Source organism: Dokdonia sinensis (assembly GCF_003688895.1).
Taxonomy (GTDB): Bacteria; Bacteroidota; Bacteroidia; order Flavobacteriales; family Flavobacteriaceae; genus Dokdonia; species Dokdonia sinensis.
Genome location: NZ_REFV01000024.1, coordinates 1 through 24,795, shown reverse-complemented (window position 1 = coordinate 24,795; position 24,795 = coordinate 1). Strand labels below are relative to the sequence as shown.

Sequence of the window (24,795 nt, the reverse complement as noted above, 5' to 3'; positions counted from 1 at the left end):
TCTAAAAGCAGACTGATAACTACTAACTGATAACAAATAGCACTTGTAAAACATTTACGATTGAATAATAGAAATAGCCCTTAATAAAAAAAGACTGTCCGAATAGTTTTCAGACAGCCTCTTTTTATATAAACTGAACGAGTATCTATTTTACAATTAACTTCTTGACTGTCGCCGAAGAGACACCGGAAATCTCAACAAAGTAGATTCCTGTCGCAAGATCTGAAACATTAAGTACTCGCTGTGCACTAAAGTTGGAAAGATCTACTCGCTTTACAAGTTTACCTTGAACATCAACAATCTTTGCACTACGTAATTCCTCTGGTCCGTTAAATGCTATAGTAACAATATCTTTTGCAGGATTCGGAAACAGCTGGATACTATTTTCAAAACTACCCTGCTCAGCTACGCCTAAAGATTCTGGCTCTCTAAAAGTAATCACAAATCGCTCGGCATCATTTCCAGTAGCCGTGCTAAAAGTATATGCTTGTTCTTTGAGGTTCGTATAGATTCCTTTCTGTAAATCTATAAGGTAAACTGGCGTTTCTGTCATTTTTGTTCCTTCAAAAGAATCTAGACCAATCGTATAAAATTGTAAATTTTCTAGAGCTGTAGCAACACCAACTGGAATAACCATTTCATCATCAAATGGCTCTCTACCTTGGATTCCTAATTGTTCTCCAGATTTAAGCGATGTATATATTGAAATAGGTGTTGCCATACGCTTACTGTCATATCCAGGATCGATACCTGCAGTCGCTTCGGGCAAGAATCCTACAGCAGCTGTACTGTTTAAGTCATAGTTCCCACTTGAAATTTTTAACCACAGTAATTCCTTGTTTTCAGTATTTCTGTATTGGTTGTTATTCCCAGTCACGCGCATCGCATTATTAAAAGTCACCTCTGTAGTTCCTGATGCAGCTTGTAACGCCTTAATCGCAAACCCTTGTCCAGATGCTATATATTGAGACGGCGTACTTCCTGGTCTATTAGGCGCAGCCATCCCTGTTGTGAGATTACGCATCGAGAAGTCCATCATATCAGGATTTGACCCTAGGTATCCCGGAACAGAATTATTAGGTGTTGTGGCGTGCTCCCAGAAATACACTTCAGTAATCATCGGGTTGATGTCCATTAATTCTACAATGTCTATAGCAGAGGCGTAAGGATTACTCAAAAGATTAAAGTTATCTTCTGTAGCGCCGTTATAGTTAATAGGGAATGTAATTACCCCATTATTCAAAGTTCCCTGATTATAAGTAAAATCATAAGTAGTCGTAATACCATCTGCAGTAAAGGAGTGTTGTGGATATATAACTAATCCTTCCCCTGGGACAATAGGTTCATTTGTCGTGTGGTTCCCTAAGAAAGTATTATCAACACTTAAGAACGTCTCTGCACCCATATACGGAGCATAATTTGCTACGGCAGGATCTTCTTCAAAAAGTTCTGGATTAAGATATATTACTCTGAAGGCTTGGTCATTTGTAGATGTCGCTGCATCAACTACATTTCCATATACCCCATCACGTGTTTCTCCTGTCATAGGTGTTCCTGCGAACATAAAGTCTCTAGGTTTCATAGACAAGGTCGTTTTACGTACTTCTATGACCGCACCGGCCCCTTTTGTTACAGTAGCAGCATCATCTACCTGTACTACACTTCCTTCATGCTCAACGATGAGAGTTCCGTTTACTGCGATATTGCCTTCAGCCTTGAGATATGTAGCCGCGCTTACGGTAACCGTTACACCAGCTTGAACTTCAATTTCACAAGCATCAATACTCGCTGTTGCTGTATTGTAGTTGGAAGCAAAAACGGCTTTTTCATTACTTGTTGGTGCTCCACCTGCCCAAGTACCATTATAGGTTCTTGTTTGAGAACAAGCTGTAGCCGCTACTATATTTACAGTGTAGTCTTCTGTCTCACCAAAATTATAAGTTCCACACGAGGTATTAAATGTTGTACCGGCCGTATTAGAATATTGCAGTGAAACTCTCATACGGGTATTTCCCAACTTGGCATCGTTTGGTACAGGAGCTGAGAAGTTCGTATCTACAGGAGTGATTGTGGATGCACCGTCTAAAACTACGGTCTCACCGTCATCCTCAAAGTCTCCGTCTTGATTGTAATCAATCCAAACCGTAACTGCCTCATTATATGTAGCTGGTGTTGGCCATACCTTTAAAACTGATATTTGTGGAGTACTTCCTATCTCAATATCTGTTGCAGCAACGGTAGGACTTGTATAATCAAAATATCCAGTTCCGTCAGTAGTAGATGTATTGTTAATTGTACCAATCGTTACATTACCGATATATTCCTCCGAAATATCGTTACCACTTAGCGGACAGTAATCTGCCACAATTAATGTGTAATCCTCTACTTCTCCATCAAAATCAATTTCACAAGCAGTAGGAGCACTTCCATTCTTAGCAGAAACGCGCATTCTTTTGCTTCCTGGAATGGTTCCGTCTGGAATTGTTAGGGCGAATGGACTTGCATCTGTTAGCGCGTCTCCCACATTTGTGGCAGTACCGAGATCATATTCCTCACCTGGATCGTCAAAATCAAGATTATTATTCCAGTCTACCCAAACTCTTACCTCAACGGTATTATTTCCATCAGTATTTACACTCACACTAAGATCACAAGTTGCTCCTACCACAGCGGTAGTGGAAATTAATGTAAAATCCTCGTAGCCGACATTTTTATCTGGTCCATCGCTATTATCTATGTCTCCTATAGAAACATTCGTAATTCCAATGTCAGATGTCGTTGTTCCATTAGACGGACAAATTGATCCCGTAGGCTCAAAAGTTCCTGTAAACACTCCACGACCATAGGTAGAGGCTACGATTGTATTATCTGCCGCTCTCAATTCTAGGGAAGTCACTTTGACATCACTCATTCCGTTTTGAGATTGTGTCCAGACAGGATTCACGTTGCTCCAATCACTAGTTTTCCATATTCCTAAATCGGTACCAACAATAACCTCATCTGGATCTAAAGGACTTTGAAGAATAGCTTTTACTGGAAGATCTGGAAGATTTCCTTCTTTGCTCACCCAAGTAACACCAGCGTCTGCACTATACCAAATATTATTTACACCGTAATTATGAAAAGTAACCAAAATATCATTTTCAGTTGCACCGTAACGTATGTCAGATATTGCTCCTGTAACTCCTCCAGGATTTCCTAAGCTAGCATATGTCGGTGCTCCAGTACTGGCATTGTCAATTACAAGAACTCTACCTACTGCTGTTCCTACCAAGACCCTGTCCGTAGTGTATGGTGACGCCATAAAAAATGTAGGTATGTGATTGATAAGGCCGTCATCAATAATATCCGAAGTTACAGAAGGAACTGATGGATCAATAATATATCTAAAAATTTGATAATTTGCGCCGACAGTACCATTTGTAAATAAAATGTTTGCATCACTGTCTAGTCCACACTGATTTACAAAGTCCCCAGCTCCTCCAAGTCTGTCTGTTGTACCATTTCCTGCAGGATCTAATGGTGCGGGTAAAGTTCCAAGATTAACTCCAGCCATATTATGATAAGAATAACTGTTAAATACAAACGAGCCCAACATAAACTGGCTTTGCTCATCTATAAATACCCAACAGCCATCTCCACTAGCTATTTCAACAGATGGCGAAGGTGATTCAGGTGTTCCATCAAGAAACTGAACTCCGTTGTCCTGTGCTCCAGCAATCAGTTTATCTATTGCTATATCTTGATTAATATCTGCTTTATAAAATTGAGTAACATTGTATCCGTTGTTTCTATGCGCATTATCACCACCGCCATTGCTCGTGTAAGCAACGCCTCCGTCATTTCCAAATAGTATTCTTCCAGTCGTTGCACCAGTTTCTACTGCAAATGCAATTCCGTGCTGGTCTGCGTGAATCAATGGTACATTTAATGCAGCCAAATTATTATTATTCGACCATTTTGAAATTTGAGTCCAAGAATTTCCAGAATTGGTCGACTTAAACAAGTCAATACCTCCCACATATACAATATCATCTTCTAATGGATCAACCCCTAAAAGCAAATCGTAAAAGCTCTGCCCTCTTGTAAAATCCGAAGCTGGAATTCCATTATCCACATCATTAGGTTGCGCTAGAGATGTAGGAGCGGTTAAAAAAGCATCTGTAGTTCTAAAGATTTTCACCGGATTTGCACCATCTACCTGATCTTCTGCTAGAAGATATATTTTGTTTGCGTCTTGTTTTGACGCAGCAACCTCAATACGGCCATCAGTTCCTAAATCTCTTTCATTTGTCCAGGTGTTACCATCATATGAGAATATAAAACCTCCGCCGTTTCCAAAAGCGTTATTGCGAGTACCCATCCACAAAGTACCATCTGCTCCTATGTCAAAATTGTTGGGACTATATCGAGTTCCTCCTGTCTGGAGAACGGCATCTGTCTGTAAATTAAACGTTGTGCCATCTGTACTCTTGTAGAGTCCGATTGCATTGATTCCTGGAAAATCATAAGGACCTGTAACAGTGTCCCCATAAATAGTAGATCCAGCACCAAAAAAGACTTCGGTTGTCCCGTTATTATCTATAGCAATGATATCTTGAACATAGGCAATTCTATTATTAAGAGAAGCACCTCCAGTAAAAACACTTTGCCAGGTATCTCCACCATCTGTAGACCTATATATTCCATTTCCTATAGAACTGAAGGTATACACCTCACCAGTTCCGATCCACATGTTATCACTATTATTAGGATCTACAGTAATACAAGTGACAGATAAATTTCCTGGCACACCTGTAACTTGTTGCCATTGTGTAGCAGCACTTGTAATATCATTATTTTTCCAAAGACCTCCACTCACACCACCAGCAAAAACTGTTGTAGTACTTCCTGGAGCAAACATAAGTGCACGCGTACGACCACCAACATTATTAGGACCACGCTCTACCCACGCATTTGATACATCACCCGGCGCTGCCTTCATCTCGCTATTTCTGAGCAACTCTTCCTGAATTTCAAATAATTTTTCTGGCGTAGGTCGCAATAATTCAGGGTTAGCGCTATAAAGATATTCTTGTTCAAAATAAGCATTAGGGGGAAGCCCATTTGCCTTACGATCTTCCTTAGACATCTTCATCGCCTCGCGAAAGGGGTGATTTATGAGGAAATCGGAGTAACCAGTTTCAACCTCACTTATAGGAGCATCGGTTTTTACTGAGGATACGCTATCATAAAAGTATATTGAAACAGCTATGGCCGCTGCAACACTTAAAGCAACTCCTAATCTTTTAATTGTTCTTGTAGTTTTCGAAATTATCATAGTATTGAAATACATAGGGGGTTCATCTTGTCTACCACTTTCTTTATGGAGGACTTTTGCTTTAGAATAGCTACAATACACGCTACTCTTAAGGGGTGCGCAATATATTAACTTTCAACGAAAAAATTGAATTTCGGCGGACATTTTTGACATTTCATCGGCAAAAAACACCGTTCGATTGTTCCGTATTAAGAGTAAAAAAGGGAAAACCCTGTTCAAGTAATTGAAAATGTGACCTATACTTACAAATATAAAAAAAAGGACAGTTTCGCTTTCGCGAAAGCGCAACTATCCCTTTATAAAATTAGATGAGTTTACTTACTTTTTTATGACACGCTTTACGGCCATAGACGTTTTACTCTTGACTTGTACAAAATAAACACCAGCCGCAACATCTTGCATTGAAAGCACTTCTAATGACTCTCCCTCCGAATGCTGCTGCACAACCTTACCACTCACATCATAGACAGAAATAGACGTAATCTTATCATTTCCTGTATAGTATACATTCAAATCCTCACTAACTGGATTAGGAAAAAGCTGAATGGCGTTTGTAAATTGCAAATCTTGAACACTCAGAGTCTCTTCTACAGCTAGTGTGAAGCTACATTCTATTTCATTTCCAGCACTATCTGCAACTACCCAAGAGACTGTAGTCGCAGTCCCTGGTTGCACTTGAACTCCTGGCTGGGGTATTTGTGTAAAGATCAGATTATCATCACAGTTATCAGTAAATGTAGCGATCGTGCTGTAATCTGGAATTGTAAAGGCGGTGCCCTCATCTACAGTTTCTGTTGTGTTACCTGGACAATTTGTAATCTCAGGATCAGTACCGTCTGTTACCACTACATCAAAACTGTAAGTTGTTATCACCCCATCTGCATCTGTCACCTCGTAAGTCTCGGTCGTTGTGCCAATTGGGAACACTTCTCCACTCCCTAAACCAGCGATTTGAACCACGGTTATCTGATCTTGCCCACAGTTATCAGTTCCAATTACTGAGTCATAAGTTACGACTGTTTCACAAGACGTATCATTATTATCCGTTTCTACAGATATGTCTCCTGGTCCAGAAACGGTAAGTGGTGTATTATCTTCAACGGTTACTGTGGCTTGACAGGTTGCTGAGTTCCCATTGCTATCTGTCACGGTAAGTGTTATTGTATTTGCTCCAATATCATCACAAGTAAATGATGTGACATCTAAAGAGAGACTATCTATCCCACAAACATCTGAAGAACCATTATCAATATCTGAGGCTGTAATACTCGCAACTCCTGCCTCGTCTAGCTCAACTGTTAAGTTTTGACATACTACTGCAGGCGCAACATTATCTTGTACGGTTACAATAGTCTCACATGTTTCACTATTTCCATTTACATCTGTGACTGTAAGCGATACTGTATTTTCACCTACATCCGAACACGTAAAGCTTGTAGCACTCAAAGTTATCGTGTCGATCCCACAAAAATCTGAAGATCCATTATCAACTTGAGCTGCAGTTATAGCTGCATTACCATCTGAATCTAATTGTACTGTAATAGGCTGACAAGCAACCGTAGGAGCGATATTATCCTCTACGGTTACCGTAGCTGTACAAGTAGCACTATTTCCATTATTGTCTGAGACTGTAAGCTGGACTGTATTGTCTCCTATATTAGAACAATCAAAGTTGGTAATATCTATAGCCAAGTTAGGATCGCCGCCGCCACATAGACTAGAGCCGTTGTTTACATCTTGAGCAGTTATTGACGCCACACCGTTTGCATCTAGTTGTACTATAATATTTTGACAAGTAGCTACTGGTTCTACTGGCGCTGATCCACTATTTACCGTTACCGTAGCTGTACAGTTATTTTCATTACCATTCTCATCTGTAATGGTGATTGTTACTGCATTCTCACCTACATCCCCACAAGTGAAATCACTCTGACTGAGGGAAAAACCTGTCTCAGTGCCGCAATTACTAAATCCTTGAGGAAGGCCTAGCTCGAATGAAATAAATTCATTTGTTGCACTCCAAGATGCTCTCACACGACCATCTATAAATACCGCTTTTGTACCATTTATGTTTTCAATTCCTTGAGTTACTTCTGGATCTTGGTCAATTCTCGTAGTATGAATTTCTATACGTGTGGTCCCTTCAATAAGATGGACTTGTGCATCTACTAAATCTGACTGACCAAAAAACGGCACCTCATCATATTCCATTATCAACTTTCGGTTAGGAGCCGTTCCTATTGTTTCATATCTTATTGCACCCGCTCCATTAGGATTTAAATCATCCCAAGCAACTGCAATGATATTATTATTGCCATCGTTAAAAGGAATGGTACCTCCTCTACAACACCCATTACCCTGTGGTGTAAAAGTTAAAAATCCGTTTGAAGAAATATAGAATTCTGTATACTCGATACCATAAAATTCAAAAGAGAAGCCTATAGGTAGTGCATCACTTAAGTCGTCATCAGATAAGAATACCTGTGTTCCTGAAGTAGTAATATCAATAGGTGAAAAAGCACCAGATGTATTTACTTCGTAATCTGGTGTTTGTAGATTCTGGACAATATCAAAATATGCTATCGATGCTTCTCCGTTTTCATCTAAGTCTATTGTAATGTCTTGACATACAATGTCTGGAACTGCTGATGTTACTTCTATAGAAGAAGTACCTGTTGTTGAGCCACTACATAAGGGTGGAGCGGTGTATGTTATAGTATGCATACCTATACCCGCAGCCGCTGGATCAAATGTGTATGTTACGCCATCACCATTATCTGTAACTCCAGGTCCTGAAAAAGTTCCTCCATTAGGAAAAGCGTCTCCATAAACCTGAACAGTTTCATTTACACATATTTCTTGAACCGTTTGAATTTGTACTGCTGGCATATCAAACGCTTCTGTATTATCTGTCTTACTACTAGAAGATCCCTGCGTTGCACTAAATCCTAACCCGCGCTTTGCAAAAGCCGTCCATAATGTACAATAGTTTGCTCCATCGTATAAAGCCTCATCTGCCGCAAGAATCGCATCGCGCCCATCTACAAATCCAGGTCCGCAAGGTTGTAATTTAAGCCCTTCGGTTACTAGAGCCATCGCTTGTACATTACCAGCATCCTGATTTACATCACCAGTAAAATTGTAGATATCATTGTCTACTCCGTGCACATCGATTAGTGCCCAAGTCATTTCCCATAGCGTTTCTGACCATACAGACCCTACTCCGTGAGGGGCTACTGCTGTCTTGATACTATCGTATGTTTGAGAATTTACTGCTAAATCTGTGCTATAAGGCTGTGGTCGGATCCCACCTCCATTAGGAGTATTTCCAAATAACCAGTTTCCGATACCACGGCTATCATCACCTGCATCTCCAGGCTCTAACGTAAGCATAAGTGCATACCAGTCACTCCATCCTTCTCCCATTTGCTCTTGACCAGAAAGACATCCTGAATTTCCTCCACCGCCAGTTAGACGCGTAGAAATACCGTGCCCATATTCGTGTATTACTACACCGTTGTCAAAATCTCCATCACGGCTGTTACACGTGTACATCTGCATTCTAGGTAAACTTCCATCTGGAGGTGTTCCAAAGTTTGCGTTACAGGTGCCTGAACCATCTTGAGCTTCTGCCCGTACATAGTCATTACCAAAGCCACTCCCACTATAATTAGTTTGCTGGAAGTTACCAGCTGCTTCGTCCATTCCATACACATAAAGAATGTCGTGTATGATATTAGACCAGTAAAATATATTTACTACTGCAGCAGCTTCAGACTGTGTGCCAGTAGAATAATTTTCGTCAAAAGAGAAATCCTCATTTGTGTTTGTTTCAGTAAAATCTAGATTTGCACCTCCATCTGGACTAAAGCCAGAGTTATCGCCATCTTCATAAGCGTGAGCATTGTTGCCACGTGTAATAGTAAATTCGTTTCCGGCGACACCATTAGTATCGTGCCATCCAAATGGAGAACCCGCAACAGAGCCATCGTCTGGATTTGCAACAATCTGACGTGCCCCTGTACCTTGGAATGGACTCTCATCTGGCATCGCAAAAACTTCATAATTTCCCAGTACCATACCCGTTACATCTTCACAAGAACTATCTACTGATATCGCACTACTCGAGGTAGGTGCATTGCTCAAGTCGTGCACGTGATTTCCTTCTGTACTGCACGTTACCATCCAATCTATCTTATCTAGCAAGGCACCTGTACTGGCGTCAATTTTTACATTCCACCAGTTAGAGGTTACTTTTGACTCTATAGACATATCCCAAGCCAGTCGTAGACCAAGTTTTTCAGAATAAGTGTACATTAGTTTAGCAGGGACAGGACTTCTTGATATGGTAGAAGCCTCTAGCAATACAGATTTACTTTTGTTATTCTGTGCGTTTATAATGCGCGAGCTTGCTCCTCCGTAACCCAATTGTTGAGCTGCCGCATTTAGGGCCTGCGCAGGAGTTATTTGTGGAGTTCTGCTTCCCTGAACGTAAGAAGATACATTCTTTATAAAATCATTATGACTGGCTACAATCTTTCCGTTTTGTGCTTTGTGCACACTTGCTTCTGCCCCTTGTATCTCTAAACCTTCAAATTGCTGTCTATAGTATATGTGATGAACACCACTAGTACTACTGATGTGTTCACTCGTGATTTTCCAATCTAAAATATCTTGAGTGCTTAACTCACCATTATTTACTTTTTGTTGTAAATCTTCATTTACGACTTGATTTTTTTGAGCAGTAACTACTGCAGAAATGAATAACAAACAAGTAATTAAAATTACGTGAATCTTATTTTTTAAGTACAATTTACCTAACATTGATTTAAGATGATATTAATAATTTTGGCCAAAATTAATGTATTTAATAGATATTTTAATGCACTTAGTCGATTAAATGATGCGATTATGATATTAAGTGGATGCCATTTGACAATAATTTGACCTCTAAATCGCCAGCGCACTTCACTATTAGGGATCGTGGTTTCCCATTAAAATGAACTACTTTCGTATTTGATTAAAGCACATTAGCAATTATGAATCCCTCTGCATCTGGCTGGATAAAAAAACATCTTAAATCATTTCATTCTGGTATAGCCACCTTTGAAAACGGGATGGATGATATGTACGGCAGTCTAAGAGCGCGAGGTTTTGTATATGGTGCTTCAGTATCTACCTCATTTAAAGAAGAAGCTAACTTGCTTAAATGGACGGAAGAAGAACGCACAAAAGTAAACCTCTTTGACGCGCTTGCTTTTGCCTATTACGATACTATAGACAATGCAAGTGATGAAGATTGTATAAAAACCATCGTACAATTCTATGCTTTCATTAATAAAAAACAGTCTGCTTTCCATATCCAATTAGGAAAGGAATCTCCTTATGAACAATTAGAAAAATTATTACAAAAACGTATTCAGACCAATGAGCCATTGTTCAAGAAGAACTTTAGTCATCTCATTACCAATGCCCTTTTATTTACAGATGTGCTCGCCTTTGACCATTTTCTGCTTACAGATAATAACCCCATAAATTATGCTAGAGAGTTAGAGGCAGTTATTACAAATACCATCTGGCTTGCACTTAAAAAGAAAGAAGAAAAGGAAAAATATGACGATCTGCTCATAAAACTTTTTGAGAGCTCCATACACTACAATAGTAAAATTGCTCATAAGGCGACTAGCTTAGATGAGATAAACTTCAAACAGTTTGACTACGAGATTACAAGAAGGTACATCCTGGACCTCGCTGCTTTAGCCGTTTGGGATGATAATCAACTAGACAAGGCAGAGTATACATTTATACAAGATTTAGGAAAGGTTCTTGCATTACCCGAGGATGTTATAGCAGCGTCTACGATGTTTGTGCATCAGTTTATCACAAAAAACAAAGGGAAGATTACCTATCTCAACTATAGCAACCCTGTGAAGCATTTTTATACTCAGACAAGTGGCACTGTTACAAAGCTTATCTTGAGAAACAAAAACAGATTAATCACAGAAATTATACAGAGTAAAGACCTTGTTGTCCTTCTAGGTCAGTCTACAAGGCGCGACCTCAATAAAAAGGAGAAGCAAATCGTGAAGGAACAATTGCTTGACATTTGTAAGAGCGTACCATCTTTGGCAATTTTTATTTTACCCGGAGGCGGCATTCTCCTCCCATTACTTACGAAGTTTATACCACAGCTGCTCCCTAGCGCTTTCAATGAAAATAGAATAGATAAAGAAGAATAATGGTGCGTAGTACGCTTTCGCGAAAGCGTAACAGACCTACTCCAACCACACTTTAAAATCCTTTACACGTTCCCGACTCACAATAATTTGCTGCTCTGACCAATTGTTTAACTTGATTTCTAAGCGAGAGTTCGTATAAGCTATGATATCCTTTATGGCATTTATATTTACATAAAACTTCCTACTTACGCGGAAGAAGGTCTGAGGTTCTAGATCATTTTCAAGAAGCTCTAGCGTGCTGTCTAATAAGTAGTTGCGATTATCTGTTGTAGCGGCATAGGTGCCTTTGTTCTCGCTGTAGAAGCACTCCACCTCGTCTACATTTATCATCTTGATATGCGATCCGATTTTTGTGGTAAAGCGTTTTTTATACTCTCTTTCTACGGGATTGGCTCCTAGAAGTTTACGTATATCCTCAAAGTTGAGAGAGACATCCTGTTGTTTTGGGATACGGTTTTTAAATTTTGTGACCGCTTTCTGAAGGTCTTCATCATCTATGGGCTTAAGCAAATAATCTACACTATTGAGTTTAAAGGCTTGCAGAGCGTACTCATCAAAGGCTGTTGTAAAAATGATTGCACTCTCCACTTTTACCACATCAAAAATCTCAAATGAAAGCCCGTCTGAAAGCTGAATATCAAGAAAAATAAGGTCTGGATGGGTGTTTTTCTGAAACCAATTTACCGCTTCCTCTACAGAATGGAGCATCGTGTCTACGTGCACATCTAGCTCGGACAGCATACGATTAAGGCGTCTGGCAGATGGTTTTTCGTCTTCGATGATGAGTACTTTCATTGTGGTAAATTTTAAATCTTAGGCTATAAATATAAGGGATACGCTTTACTTAGTGAGTAGTACTCCATTTTTCCAAATCATCTCGATAGACTCCATATTTTTAATGTCATCTATAGGATTTTTAGAGAGCAAGAGCATATCTGCAACATAACCTTTTTTTAGGTATCCTTTATTTGCTATCCTAAACTTATCCATGGGGTAAGAGGTTGCACTTTTTAAGACCTCAAGATTAGGTATTCCTGCCTCGCTCAGGTACGCCAACTCCTTATAAAGATCTGTTCCCATATTAATATTTGCATTAGGCGGGTCTGTTCCTGCGAGAATGGTAATACCAGCATCGTGCAATCTCTTGATTTCTGTGAGCATCATATTTTTAAGCTCGCCTGCCTCCTCTTTTGATTTTCCCATAAATAATTCTTGCATAAGCACCGTAGTTAGTACAGTCGGGATTACGAATATATTTTCTCTAGCGGTTATGGCTTCCATTTGTGCTTCTGTCATTTGGTTATCCCACCACAAATGCACAAGGCCGTCTGCGCCATTAAGAAATACCTGATGGGCATCCTCTGCTTTAGATATGTGAACAACAGCAACTTTATCATTTATATGAGTTTCTTCTATGATTGCTTTGGCCGTTTCGTGGGAGATGGTGTTTTTCCAAGGTTCGACAATAATTTTGATATAATCTACTCCTGCCGCTACTCGATCTGTCACCCATTGGTCTGCATCTTCTGGCTTCTCAAGTGTAGGAACCGGAAAACCGAACTGTGTACCGTGCCCTCCAGCTGCGGTGGCTGCAAAGCCGGCATTGTATAAGGTTGCAAGTTTTGGATTATCCCTCTGTTCTTTGAGAACTCCTTGCAATGTTTCCATACCGTGCATATCAAAAACATTAAGCACCCCAGCTTGAGCCGCCTGAGCAAGACCCAACACATTAAATACGTGTACGTGACTATTTGTGAGCGCAGGCATTACAAATTTACCTGTACCGTCTACAGTTGTTTCAGTAGTTAGCTCGTCCTGACCTATAGCGATAATCTTACCACTAGCAACAGTAATGTTCTGATTTTCTAGTACTTTTTCTCCATCAAAAACGGTTACGTTTGTAATCACAAATGATTCTTGAGCCTGTAAGCCGAAGCCTGCAAAAAGTATGATGTAAATGATTGATCTCATGGCTGTGCTGTTTATTATGATCAGTTATATTGTTTTCCCTCGTTCTCCTGCTTATCGAGAATCTCTTTAATCTTACGCTCCTCCCAGGCTTTAAGAAAATGGTTTGTTCCATTTTCATAAAAAATCCATACGGCGTGTCCCGCTAAGGATAGTCCCCAAAAAAATGGCGTTGTAAATCGCACCCAATAGGGAAAATGTTTAGAGAACGTACCGAAGTCAAAAACACCTGCATAAAATAATTGCAATAGGATATTTATAATCACATAAATGAACAAGTGTGTATAAAACCCTTTAAGATTTTGCACCTTTTTTTTTGCCCTCTCGTATTTTAATTTTCTATCGTCCATTACGGTTGTCTTGTCCTTTTTCTAAATCCTAAAGTAAATTGTAAAAAACTATTCCCATTGCTTTCTTTCTCGTTCCTGCCGCTCCAGCACCTCCTTTATCTTGCGGTCCTCCCAATCTTTAAAGATATTTTTAAAACGGGACCCTTTAAATATCCACAATCCGTGCATCAGTAATGCAGTTCCCCAAGCTGCAGGTGAGATGAATCTTGCCCAAAACGGCATATAAGAGTAACTACCATCGTCAAAGACACCTGCGTAAAAAAGTTGTAATAATATGCTCACAACACAGTAAATCGTGAGGTGCAGGTAGAATCCTTTAATTTCTTTAACCCGCTTGCGAGCCCTTGCATACTTTGTCTCTTTATCCTTCATTACTCCCAACGATTAAAACGTACCTCGTCCTTAGGAGCATCCTCCTCCATGTACTGCCTTATTTTTTTAGACTCCCAGTCTTTGCCAAAGAAAAGATTATTCCCATAAACTTTCATCCCCTCGATCGCAAGGCCTACTGCCCAGAAAGGCGTGACCCACAAGAACCACATATAGCTCCAACCATTTGTATAGTAATTGAGCCCTGCAAGAAATGCATTAAAGACCACAAAGCTTATACAGCTGCCGTAAAACTTACGTATAGTTCTCACTCGTTGCCGAGCTCTTATATATTTTTCTTCTCTTGTTTCCATCTTAAAATAAGTTTCTGTCCTCTTCCATGAACTCTTTAATTTTATTCTTCTCCCATTCTCTGCCAAAAAATGGCACCAAGTCAAAGGTCCCAGCAGCGTGACCCAAAACCCCCAAGCCCCAACCAGCGATCGGGAAAATAGCCCAAAAGTAAGCGCCAGATCTGTAATTTATAAAAATGAATACTCCAACAAAAATCAAGTAAATAATAAGGTGGTTATAAAATCCTCTAATTTTCTCAACCTTTTCTTTTGCCTCGGCATATTTTGTTTCTCTTGACGTTTCCATAATCGTAGTGTTTTAATTATGGTGTAAAGATGAAGTTTTTACGCTTTCGCGAAAAGTTAAGCAAACCGAATTGTAAGATTTGTAGACTGAGTTGTAAGAATCTTTAAAAAACAGGGATAGACGCGGCTATAGATTAGTTTAAAGCAGCAAGGTTTCAGGAAAGATTAGCGTTTGCCAGCAAAATGTTCAAAATACAATTTATTACGAAAGCCTTTTTGCAGAACTCCTAATTCTCTTGTTTTATTATGCCTATAGATAATTAAGCCCTTTATTGATCTTACATGATATAGAAAGAAGCATCCTTAAATCAGGAATTGTAAAGGAAGTTTTATTTATTTTATACTGGTTTTGTGCGTTGTTTTTTGACGTCCAAATCTTAAAAAATATCTTTCATAATATCTGTAAACAAAGTAACTGAGTAAAAGAGTTATTGCTATTGATAATGAAACTTTAATAAAAGTTGGAACCTCTATTTTAAAGAATTTGGCATTTATTAAAGTAATTATAATGCCTACACCACTATAAACTAAGGGGTGTAATAAATAAATGGAATAACTCGTCTCTCCAATTATTACTAAAGGCTTGTGTATAAAAGATGGGAGCTCTATAGCAAGCTTATAAATAGAAGCACACATAAGTAAACAGCAAGCTGTTAAGCCAAGACGATTAAATCCTGTAACAATATTTATGCTATCGCCTGATACTGGATATAATATGAAAATTAAAATGCTTGCTACTAAGCCAATAGATAGAAGAGTATTGTTCAATTTCACCTTATCTAAGAATAATCCAATTAAAAATCCTATGAGAAAAAGAAAAATTTGATTTAATGGATTTACGTAATTTTTCCATTGTTCTCTTAAAGGAAGTTCTTCATTTAAGAGAAAAAAAGCAAAGTAAACGTAAAGGCTAAAAATTGAAATTGATAGCACAATCATCATAGATTTATATGACTTGGAAAGAAGTATGAAAATCGGCAAAAATGTATAAAACACTAATTCATTTCCAATAGACCAAGCTCCAGTTGAAAAATAGGTGTCCCATTTCAAAAAACCAAAGAGACCAGATAGATTTAAAAATAAATCATAAAAATTTGGAATATTTCTCGAAAGTACAATTGCAAGTATTGTCACAAGCCAAAGCAATGGGAAAATTCTAAATATTCTTTTACGAAAAAATGAAAAAATGTCATCTCTGGTAAATGACATTCTATTGTAGTAAACATAATAAAGAGTGAGACCACTTAAAATATAAAATATTGAAACGCCATAAATTCCAAATTTACCTAAAAAAGATTCTGCTGAATATTTTCCATATGTCCAAGTGAGATAATGATAAATCATAATTCCAAAAGCAGCCAATCCTCTTAAGTAATCTAAATTGTAAATTCTATCCATATATTTTTTTCTAAATAACGCACGACTCGTTATATAATCACTTTTATTGTCGATATACCAGAATATACTTAAGGTACATTACAAGAATTGTTATCGTTATCCCATAAAGATAAATCAATTCTTTCCCACAAATGGTCGTGGGTTCAGAGGCGTGTAAAAACAAAAAGTCATCTTCAAAAAAAACAGCCAACTTTAGAGCCGATGCTATCCGTACAAGTAAAGAATTGATTTATAATTTGCCGCTTCCAGCGCAAATTGTAAATCAATTCTTTCCCACAAAAGGTCGTGGGTTCAGAGGTGTATAAAAACAAAAAGTCCTCTTCTTATTGAAGAGGACTTTTGAGCCGATGGAGGGACTCGAACCCACGACCTGCTGATTACAAATCAGCTGCTCTAGCCAGCTGAGCTACATCGGCAAAGCGGCTGCAAATATAATAGGGTTTACCATATATGCAACACCTTTTTAAAAAAAATTTATAAAGCGTTGATTCTCTCTACAAGTGCAGTTGCCTTTGTCTCAAGGTCAGCACGTACCGCATTAAGATGCGCCTTACGATTTTCTACTTTACGCTCGTTTACACGTGCTATTAATTCGTCAAAGGTTGCAATTGCATCATCTATAATCGCTTCACTTTTCTTTGTATCTCCCTTAGGATTAAGTGCTTCGTGTATGTAAACTGCATCTATGATATCGCCTAAAACGTAGTTAAGGTCTTTCTTTAAATCTCTAAGATTTGCCATAATAAAATATTTGGATGCAAAAATAGCGCAATTCTGCCACTCCTATAGATAAACTTCTAAAAATTTACTTCCACTTCCCGTAATTGTCACTTCCTCACAAGCTGCAGGTATGAGTATGGTCTCTCCTTTTGCTAGTGTCTCTGGAACTCCGCTAGCAATAAGGGTAAGCGTTCCGTTTAGGGCAATAATAATCGTAAAAGAATCTGTACGGCTTACGGTATAAAACGCCGTTGCTAAGTGTACAATATCTGTTTTAAAATATCGAGAGTGTTTTAATGGTTGAGCACCTACAGCTTCTCTGTTATAATCGAGAATATAGCTTGTATCCTCACTATAGTCTATCGCGACTTTTGCTTGGTCTATATGCAAATCCCGGTATGTCCCATCTTGCTGCTTACGCTCATAGTCGTAAACGCGGTAGGTAATATCCGAAGTCTGCTGTATTTCGGCCAGTACTACACCTTTTCCTATGGCGTGTATCAATCCTGCATCTATAAAAAAAGCATCTCCAGCCTTTACAGGGATATATTGTAAATCTTGGGTAAGAGTATTTTCTGTAATGGTTTTTTCAAATCTTTCGGCGGTCATTGCTTTGTTAAAACCTACGATGATCTGTGCACTGGGTTCGGCGTGCACGATGTACCACATTTCGGTTTTTCCAAAACTATCATGCTCCTTTTCGGCAATGGCATCATTGGGGTGCAACTGTACAGAAAGATCATCTGCGGCATCTATAAACTTTATGAGGAGTGGAAACTTGGTTCCGTAGTGTGCGGCAACTTTTTGTCCTAAGACCGCTTTCGCGAAAGCGTTATTTAATTCCCCTAACGTCTTCCCAATGTGCACACCATTACTCACAATACTCTGGTCGTCCGGCAGATCCGAAATTTCCCAACTCTCACCATATGGCGCAGCCTTACTTGTCTTGTGCAACAAATCACGCAACTGGTGCCCACCCCATAACTTTTCTTTTAAAATAGGTTTAAATCGTAGTGGGTACCAAGTATTATGCATCCTGAAGTGATTTCAACATATTGAGCGCCTTTGTGATATGACGAGAGGCTTGCATACTGTCAAAACGCATCTGAATGATGCCGCCACTATCTATAACAAAAGTCTCCCGACCTGGAATGAGACCTAGCAGGTTACCCTTTACATCAAAAGCTTTGCGCACTTTACCACTCTCGTCTGCTAGCATTGTAAATGGTAAGTTGTATTTTTTTACAAACCGAGCGTGTGATGATACCTTATCGCTACTTATACCGATAACGGCAGCTCCTAAATCTGTAAAATCCTCGTAATGATCTCTAAAACTACACGCTTCTGCCGTGCAACCTGGTGTAAAGTTTTTGGGATAAAAATAGATAACTACAGGTTGCTTCCCATAAATAGCGCTGCTATCTACAGTTTTTCCGTCCTGATTGCTCAATACAAATTGTGGTGCTTTATCCCCTACTTGTGCTTTCATATTATGCTCCTGTATATACCACAAAGTTACGCGGTGTCTCGTATAATTTTATTTCGAGCTCAAATTTCTGGTCTAACACCCGACGCAGCTGATTGTAAATAAAAACTGCAATATTTTCGGCAGTTGGGTTTGCAGTCTTAAAATAGTCTACCTCTAGATTGAGGTTTTTATGATCCAGCACGTCCTCTACCTCACTTTTAATCATATCCTTAAGAATTTTAAGATCTATAAGATATCCAGTTTCTGGGTCTATGTTTCCCGTGACTCCTACCTCGAGGTCATAATTATGACCATGGAAGTTAGGATTACTACACTTCCCAAAAACGGAACTGTTCTTGTCATCGCTCCAGTCTGATCTATAGAGGCGGTGCGCGGCATTAAAATGCGCTTTACGATATGCAGTTATTCTCATATCGCGATTTCTTTATAAAATTTATCAAAAATGATTTTAAACCAAGCGGTATATAATCCTGGTTGCTGCTCGATATCATCCTTTACTGCAGCTACCTCCATCCATTTCCAAGATGCGACTTCGTCTGGATTAATCTTAGGAGCTTCATTTGAGTACCCTAAAAGAACATGATCGTATTCGTGTTCCGTAAGGCCGTTATCAAAAGGGGCTTTATAGATAAAAGAAACAGTCTCTTTAAGATCTGTCTGAAATCCCATTTCTTCTTGTAGTCGACGTTTACCTGCTTCAACATTGGTCTCTCCTTGCCGCTGGTGGCTGCAGCAAGTGTTTGTCCACAACCCAGGAGAATGGTATTTATGTAATGCGCGCTGCTGTAACATTAACTCGTTCTTATCATTAAGGATAAAAACGGAAAAAGCCCGATGCAAAACAGCTTTTTCGTGGGCTTCCATTTTTGGCATAAGCCCTATTTCATTATCCTGTTCATCGACCAGGATTACTAGTTCTTCTTTCATAAGCACTACAAAAATACGAAACTCTACCTAACCGATACGGCAAAAAGAAAGCGCTCTAAAAAAAATAGAGCGCCTTCAGCAATAAACAAGTTGGGTAAGTTTTAATAGATCTCTTATTCTCTTTACTTTAAATATAGGAATTTTAGTTAGAAAAACCTCGGAGTAAGCATTCTATCGTATTCATTAAATAATTCAAAACGTAGGAAAACTTCAAAACTTCCATCATTGTAGGTTGTGTCACCTAAATCAGTCGTTTCTCTATCATATGCAAGCCCCACCAGAACACTATCCGAAACCTGAAAGCCTAACAAAGCACTCATCGCAGCGCTCCAGCGATAGGCAACACCAGCGTGCAACTTTTCAAATAACAAAAAATTTGCAGTAAGATCTACTTGAAGGGGCGCCCCGGCAACGGCTTTTACTAAAGTACTAGGCTTAAATTTAAGTTGGTCAGACAGGTCAAAAGTATATCCTAAGATACCGTAATAGTGAATACGCTCTTGGGCTACAAATGATGAAGCATTACTGTTATTACTTACGTCAAAATGGTCTGTCGCAAGTAAATTAGGAGCACTCAATCCCACGTAAAAATTATCAGTATGATAATACAATCCTACCCCAATAATCGGCGATATACGATTATCTATATTCTGAGCAAAAAGCGGGTCGCTATTATTAAGTAAATTAAGCTGCGTAAAATCTACATCTAAAATATGACCCCCAGCTTTTAAACCAAAACTTAATTTACCCTCATCACTCGTATTGATCGTGTAACTAAAGTCTGCTCCCACATAGGTCTCATCTGCAGGACCAAGACCATCGTTTACAATAGATAGTCCGAGGCCTACTTTTCCCTCCCCTATAGGCGAATGAACACTTAGGCTCTGCGTCCTAGGAGCACCTTCCAGTCCTACCCATTGACTCCTGTGAAGACCTACGATACTCATCACCCCACGATTTCCAGCGTAGGCTGGATTTATAGCCACAGTATTGTACATATATTGAGTATACTGAGGATCTTGCTGTGCACTCACAGAAAAACTGGAGGCAAAAGTCGCAAAAACTAAAAGTCCTAATAAATTTTTCATACTTCTTGCTTTATGGCAAATTGATATTTTTTTGGGGTTACGCTTTCGCGAAAGCGTACATCCCATTGTTATCTGCTTATGTATAAGTATCCAGCTTGCTGGCGAGGTCCATCTTCTGTCACGTAAACTACGATATAGTAGTACGTTCCTACAGGCAGACGTTCTCCTTCTCTAACCGTCCATCTTCCGTCAGAGACACCTCTGAAAGCTTCACTATCATTTTTATATCCCGTTCTCTCGTAAACTTGAACTCCCCAGCGATTAAAAATCTGAACCGTATTGTCTGGGAAGTTTTCGATTCCTTCGATAATAAAACTATCATTTATTGTATCGCTATTATCAGAAATACCATTGTAAATTATAAGATCCGTCTCGTTTAGAACTCCTTCAAATACCGTAATCGTAGGATCATCAGGCTCTCCATCACCATTATCGTCAAAATCTGTAGGATCATTAGGATCATCAGAAAGATCATCTATGGTATTAGTGCCATTAAAAGCTGTAACGCTTGCTTGATTCACAACAAGATTTTGATTGATATCATCCTCGGTGAGAATATAAGTTGCCGTAAACGTTGTTGAATCACTCTCACCCACCGCAAGATCAATCGGTCCACCTTCTACCGTGATTCCTGGTAATGGATCTGATACCGTTACATTACTTAATAGCACATCGCCAGTATTAATTACGGTAAATGTGTATATAATGATCTCTCCTTCTTGTGCAAAGCCATCTCCATTAAGGTCAATCCATTCTCCTTCTTTTTCTAAAGAAATAGATGATCCATCACTAGGGAGATCTGTAATTGTAGGATCATCCTCAAGCTCGCTATTGTCATCAGACATATCACTTACATCCTCACCATTAGGGTCTTGACCCGTTGCAATGGCTTGGTTTGTCACTCCACCCGCAAGAATGTCATCTTCTGTAATGACATACACAGCAGTAAAGGTAGTGCTGTCCATTTCGCCAGGCGCCAGATCTATAGGACCTCCCATCACATCAACAAGTGGATCTGTGATGATAATATTTGTTATGGTCTCTACACCTGTATTTGTTACTATAAATGAATACGTGATAGTTTCTCCCACTTGGGCAAAACCATCTCCGTTCAGATCGTTGAACACACCCTCCTTAATTAAAGATAGGCTGGCCATAACTGGTAAATCTGTCACAGTAACATCATCCTCAAGATCACTATTGTCATCAGATATATCACTTACTTCATCACCATCCGGTGTAACACCTACAACAATTGCTTGGTTTTCTACGTTTCCAGTATTTATATCCTCTTGTGTAAGAACATACACAGCTGTAAATGTTGTGTTATCGCTTTCTTCCGGAGCGAGTGTAATAGGCCCTCCCGTAACCTCTACAAGCGGATCTGTAATTGTGATGTTAGATAATGTTACATCACCTACGTTTGTCACGGTAAAACTATAAGTAATCGTTTCTCCTACCTGAGCCAGTCCGTCTCCACTAGTATCATTAAACATTCCATTTTTAATCAACGCTATAGCTCCATTAGCATCTGGAAGATCGGTTATCGTAGGATCATCCTCAAGTGAATTATCCTGATCTGAAAGGTCTGAAACATCATTACCATCAGGGTCCTGACCTACAGCAAGAGCTTGATTCTCTACAAAACCACGATCTATATCCTCTTGTGTTATAGGATACACAGCACTAAAGGTTGTACTGTCCCCTTGTCCGGGTTCGAGTGTTATAGGACCTCCCGTAACTTCTACAAGCGGATCTGTTATAATGATATTTGATACTGTAACATTTCCTGTATTAAAAACTGTAAACGTATACGTTATCGTCTCTCCCACTTGTGACATTCCGTCTCCGTTTTCATCATTAAACCTACCTCGTTTAATTAAACTGATTGCTCCTACTTGTGGCAAGTCAGTAACGGTAATGTCATCTTCAATATCACTATTATCATCAGACATATCAGTCACATCATCCCCATTAGTATCTTGAGCAGTCACTAAAGCCTGGTTTTCTACATTTCCATTATCAATATCCTGCTGAGTAATTACATAGGATGCTGTAAATGAAGTAGTGTCAATAGCACTAGGTTCAAGGTCTATAGGACCGCCCATCACTGTAACGAGTGGATCTGTAATAATTACGTTCGTAAGAGTAACGTTTCCAGTATTAGTTACTGTAAAAGTATAACTTATTGTTTCTCCTTCTTGTGCAAAACCATCACCATTTTCATCTGTAAATGTACCAGTCTTCACAAGTGCGATTCCTGGGGTTTGATCTAACAATGTTACTGTACAATCAGGACAATCAGGGTCTACATCCTCAGGATCTACTGGTGTAGGATCTTCTGAATCGTCTGTTACTGGATCACCATTTGGATCTTCTGCCTCTGCGGTAGCAAGGTTGTAAACCGCTCCAGCATCTATATCTGCCTGAGTAATCTCATACTCTGCTGTAAATGTGGTGCTATTACTGGTTCCTACAGGTAAACCAATAGGACCTCCCATTACATCCACAAGTGGGTCAGTGATAGTTACATTAAATAACGTCACATTACCTGTATTTGTAACTGTGAAGTTGTATACAACTAAGTCACCTTCATTAGTTATACCATCTCCATTATCATCTACATAAGTACCATCTTTAGTAACTAAAATGCTAGGTGTCTGGTCTAAAATAGTAACTGTACAATCAGGACAATCAGGATCTACATCCTCAGGATCTACTGGTGTAGGATCCTCTGAATCGTCTGTTACTGGATCGCCATTTGGATCTTCTGCCTCTGCGGTAGCAAGGTTGTAAACCGCTCCAGCATCTATATCTGCTTGAGTAATCTCATACTCTGCTGTAAATGTGGTGCTATTACTAGTTCCTACAGGTAAACCAATAGGACCTCCCATTACATCCACAAGTGGGTCCGTGATAGTTACATTAAATAACGTCACATTACCTGTATTTGTAACTGTGAAGTTGTATACAACTAAGTCACCTTCATTAGTTATACCATCTCCGTTATCATCTACATAAGTACCATCTTTAGTAACTAAAATGCTAGGTGTCTGGTCTAAAATAGTAACTGTACAATCAGGACAATCAGGATCTACATCCTCAGGATCTACTGGTGTAGGATCCTCTGAATCGTCTGTTACTGGATCGCCATTTGGATCTTCTGCCTCTGCGGTAGCAAGGTTGTAAACCGCTCCAGCATCTATATCTGCTTGAGTAATCTCATACTCTGCTGTAAATGTGGTGCTATTACTGGTTCCTACAGGTAAACCAATAGGACCTCCCATTACATCCACAAGTGGGTCCGTGATAGTTACATTAAATAACGTTACATTACCTGTATTTGTAACTGTGAAGTTGTATACAACTAAGTCACCTTCATTAGTAATACCATCTCCGTTATCATCTACATAAGTACCATCTTTAGTAACTGAAATGTTAGGCGTCTGGTCTAAAATAGTAACTGTACAATCAGGACAATCTGGATCTATATCCTCAGGATCTACTGGTGTAGGATCCTCTGATTCGTCTGTGATATCATCTGTAGGATCATCTGGGTCATTTCCAGGTTCTTCGCCACTTACAGTAGCAAGATTAAACACTCCTCCTTGATCAATATCATTTTGGGTAATCGAGTAAGTACCGCTAAAAGTTGAAGTGTCAGATTCTTGTGGCTGCAATGTGATTGGCCCACCAGAAATAATAACTCCAGGAAGAGGATCAGAAATTGTAATATCAAACAATACTACGTCACCTGTGTTAGTTACAGTAAAACTATAAACTATCTCATCTCCTTCATTTGTGACACCATCATTATTTGCGTCTACATAAACACCATCTTTCAATAATTCTAGTGATGGATTATCTGGGATTACAAAAATAGTAACTGTCGCTGTTTCTGTACTAGTGTTTCCATCTACATCTGTTACAACAATAGTATACTCAAAAGTATCGGTTCCATTAAAATTCGCGTCTGGAGTATACGTTACCGTTCCGTCTGCATTTATCGTTACTGTTCCATTGTTCGGGTCGGTTACTTCCGTTACCATTCCAATGTCACCTACAGACGCGACACCAAGAACATCGTTGTCCAGTACGTCTACATTAATCGGAGTATCTTCTGGAGTACTATCGCTATCATCATTAGCATCTACTGGACGGATGGTGACAACTACCGTAGCAGTCTCTGTTGTGGTCGTCCCATCAGGATTGGTTACCGTTACCGTGTAATCAAAAGTGTCTGTCCCGTTATAGTCGGCATCTGGAGTGTACACCACTTCGTTACCTACGATTGTTACGGTTCCATTTTGCGGAAGCGTAACAGCAGT

17 protein-coding genes and 1 tRNA gene are annotated in these 24,795 nt (G+C 39.2%); 1 reads left to right on the top strand and 17 read right to left on the bottom strand.

Annotated features, from left to right (window positions below; all coding sequences use genetic code 11):
- Window positions 1–145 precede the first annotated feature (145 nt).
- Complete coding sequence (locus tag EAX61_RS16055; protein ID WP_161555247.1) at window positions 146–5,320, bottom strand: GEVED domain-containing protein; 5,175 nt, start codon at window positions 5,318–5,320, stop codon at window positions 146–148.
- Between the two features lie 318 nt (window positions 5,321–5,638).
- Entirely contained in the window at window positions 5,639–10,144 is a 4,506-nt protein-coding gene (locus tag EAX61_RS16050) for a M36 family metallopeptidase (RefSeq protein WP_121918732.1), read from the bottom strand.
- Window positions 10,145–10,359: 215 nt separating this feature from the next.
- Here EAX61_RS16050 and EAX61_RS16045 point away from each other — a divergent pair, with 215 nt between their 5' ends.
- The gene (locus EAX61_RS16045) at window positions 10,360–11,559 is read left to right on the top strand and encodes an LETM1-related biofilm-associated protein (protein WP_121918731.1); all 1,200 of its coding nucleotides are present in this window, start codon (window positions 10,360–10,362) and stop codon (window positions 11,557–11,559) included.
- A 36-nt stretch (window positions 11,560–11,595) separates the two neighbouring features.
- Here the strand turns inward: EAX61_RS16045 and EAX61_RS16040 are convergent, their stop codons facing one another.
- From EAX61_RS16040 to EAX61_RS15970, 15 genes are all read right to left on the bottom strand, one after another.
- Window positions 11,596–12,354, bottom strand: coding sequence for a LytR/AlgR family response regulator transcription factor (locus EAX61_RS16040; protein WP_121918730.1), 759 nt, complete (start codon window positions 12,352–12,354; stop codon window positions 11,596–11,598).
- A gap of 45 nt (window positions 12,355–12,399) precedes the next feature.
- Window positions 12,400–13,530, bottom strand: a complete 1,131-nt coding sequence (locus EAX61_RS16035) for an amidohydrolase family protein (protein WP_121918729.1) — start codon at window positions 13,528–13,530, stop codon at window positions 12,400–12,402.
- Between the two features lie 20 nt (window positions 13,531–13,550).
- A complete protein-coding gene (locus EAX61_RS16030; RefSeq protein ID WP_121918728.1) occupies window positions 13,551–13,877 on the bottom strand; it encodes a 2TM domain-containing protein in 327 nt (108 codons plus the stop codon).
- Between the two features lie 48 nt (window positions 13,878–13,925).
- On the bottom strand, window positions 13,926–14,249 hold the full coding sequence (locus EAX61_RS16025) for a 2TM domain-containing protein (RefSeq protein ID WP_121918727.1): 324 nt from the start codon (window positions 14,247–14,249) through the stop codon (window positions 13,926–13,928).
- Entirely contained in the window at window positions 14,249–14,560 is a 312-nt protein-coding gene (locus tag EAX61_RS16020; RefSeq protein ID WP_121918726.1) for a 2TM domain-containing protein, read from the bottom strand. Before EAX61_RS16020 ends, EAX61_RS16025 begins: the two co-directional genes overlap by 1 nt.
- Before the next feature lies 1 nt (window position 14,561).
- Window positions 14,562–14,846, bottom strand: coding sequence for a 2TM domain-containing protein (locus EAX61_RS16015; protein ID WP_121918725.1), 285 nt, complete (start codon window positions 14,844–14,846; stop codon window positions 14,562–14,564).
- Between the two features lie 332 nt (window positions 14,847–15,178).
- On the bottom strand, window positions 15,179–16,243 hold the full coding sequence (locus EAX61_RS16010; protein WP_121918724.1) for an acyltransferase family protein: 1,065 nt from the start codon (window positions 16,241–16,243) through the stop codon (window positions 15,179–15,181).
- 342 nt (window positions 16,244–16,585) lie between these two features.
- Window positions 16,586–16,659: transfer RNA gene (locus EAX61_RS16005), tRNA-Thr, on the bottom strand.
- Between the two features lie 58 nt (window positions 16,660–16,717).
- Window positions 16,718–16,984, bottom strand: coding sequence for a hypothetical protein (locus EAX61_RS16000; protein WP_121918723.1), 267 nt, complete (start codon window positions 16,982–16,984; stop codon window positions 16,718–16,720).
- A 42-nt stretch (window positions 16,985–17,026) separates the two neighbouring features.
- Window positions 17,027–17,998, bottom strand: a complete 972-nt coding sequence (locus tag EAX61_RS15995; protein ID WP_121918722.1) for a type I phosphomannose isomerase catalytic subunit — start codon at window positions 17,996–17,998, stop codon at window positions 17,027–17,029.
- On the bottom strand, window positions 17,991–18,452 hold the full coding sequence (locus tag EAX61_RS15990; RefSeq protein ID WP_121918721.1) for a peroxiredoxin: 462 nt from the start codon (window positions 18,450–18,452) through the stop codon (window positions 17,991–17,993). The genes EAX61_RS15995 and EAX61_RS15990 overlap by 8 nt, the downstream gene beginning before the upstream one ends.
- Window position 18,453: 1 nt before the next feature.
- Window positions 18,454–18,864: a 6-pyruvoyl trahydropterin synthase family protein gene (locus EAX61_RS15985; protein ID WP_121918720.1), complete on the bottom strand. Its 411-nt coding sequence runs from the start codon at window positions 18,862–18,864 to the stop codon at window positions 18,454–18,456.
- Window positions 18,861–19,379 carry an isopentenyl-diphosphate Delta-isomerase gene (idi, locus tag EAX61_RS15980; protein ID WP_121918719.1) on the bottom strand — a complete coding sequence of 173 codons (519 nt, stop codon included), beginning with the start codon at window positions 19,377–19,379 and terminating at the stop codon, window positions 18,861–18,863. The genes EAX61_RS15985 and idi overlap by 4 nt, the downstream gene beginning before the upstream one ends.
- 146 nt (window positions 19,380–19,525) lie before the next feature.
- Window positions 19,526–20,467 carry a PorP/SprF family type IX secretion system membrane protein gene (locus EAX61_RS15975; protein ID WP_121918718.1) on the bottom strand — a complete coding sequence of 314 codons (942 nt, stop codon included), beginning with the start codon at window positions 20,465–20,467 and terminating at the stop codon, window positions 19,526–19,528.
- A gap of 68 nt (window positions 20,468–20,535) precedes the next feature.
- Window positions 20,536–24,795 (bottom strand): DUF7507 domain-containing protein (locus EAX61_RS15970; RefSeq protein WP_121918717.1); only part of this gene is annotated, 4,260 nt, incomplete at its 5' end.